Here is a 975-nt window from a genome sequence, read left to right as displayed (position 1 = left end):
TAACCCGAATCGTGCTTAAGCCAATGATTCCATTACTCGAATGGTTGGCTTGTTTTGATGACATAATTGGTAAGCACATAAAGATGCATAAATTCCAGCTAAGTATCCTTCAATGCTTCTCGCTTTACTGGTGATCAAATTATATCGTCCTTTTAACAAGCTGAATAAAGTCTCTATTTTATTGCGCTGCTTTAAATGATATTCATCTGATGTAGAGAGTTGAATAAATTTCATGTTTTTCCGATGATATGTAATTAAATCAATGTTTTGTGATTTTAATCTGCTCTTTAATTTCTGACTAATATAGCCGCGATCAGCATACAGCTTTGCTTTTAATCCTTTTACTAATTGTTCAACCATTTTAATATCTGCTATATGCCCATTCGATAAAGCTGTACTAACAATGTCTCCTGACTGATTCATCATTAAATGCAGCTTACATCCAAAGAACCATCCCATTGAACTTTTGCCGCGGGTTGCAATCGCTTTCAGGGATTTATGCCGTTGAATACGCTGATTTTTACATACAGGTAGTGTCGTCGAATCTATCCATAAATAATTGCTGGTGTTATTTTTCATCAAGGCAAAGTGTAACGCATGCAGTGCCAATTGATGGACTCTGATGAGATACACCATCCGCTGGTAGCATGGTAAAGCTCTAAAGAGTTGACTGTGATTTTGCTTTAATGAAAAGAAGAATGCTTTAAAGTTATTGAAATGTGAGCATTTATACCAAATGGCGATAAACACAATTTCTGAAACTTTCAATTGAGAAGTTCGTATTCTCACACGCTTGTTGCTGCGTTTTAAAAACTCCCAATAAATTACTTCAAATTTCTGAAAAAAGTCATCAATGATGCAAAAGAAATATGTAAAATCGAACATGGTGGCTGAAGGCATAGGTTGTGTGGTAACTCCCTAATGGTTTTCAGCCACCTTTTTTTCAAGCTAATTTCTTATCCGCGATTCAGGTTA

1 protein-coding gene is annotated in these 975 nt (G+C 35.5%); it reads right to left on the bottom strand.

Annotated features, from left to right (window positions below):
• Positions 1-15: 15 nt before the first annotated feature.
• A complete protein-coding gene (locus tag MMO38_RS16485; protein ID WP_241324187.1) occupies positions 16-885 on the bottom strand; it encodes an IS982 family transposase in 870 nt (289 codons plus the stop codon).
• Positions 886-975 lie beyond the last annotated feature (90 nt).

Source organism: Acinetobacter sp. NIPH 1852 (assembly GCF_022549455.1).
In the GTDB taxonomy this organism is placed as follows: domain Bacteria; phylum Pseudomonadota; class Gammaproteobacteria; order Pseudomonadales; family Moraxellaceae; genus Acinetobacter.
This window is presented reverse-complemented; position numbering and strand designations above follow the sequence as displayed.

What these genes read in the sequence shown, in the direction of transcription:
- MMO38_RS16485 (WP_241324187.1), bottom strand. Translation starts at nt 885, where the DNA reads ATGTTCGATTTTACATATTTCTTTTGCATCATTGATGACTTTTTTCAG.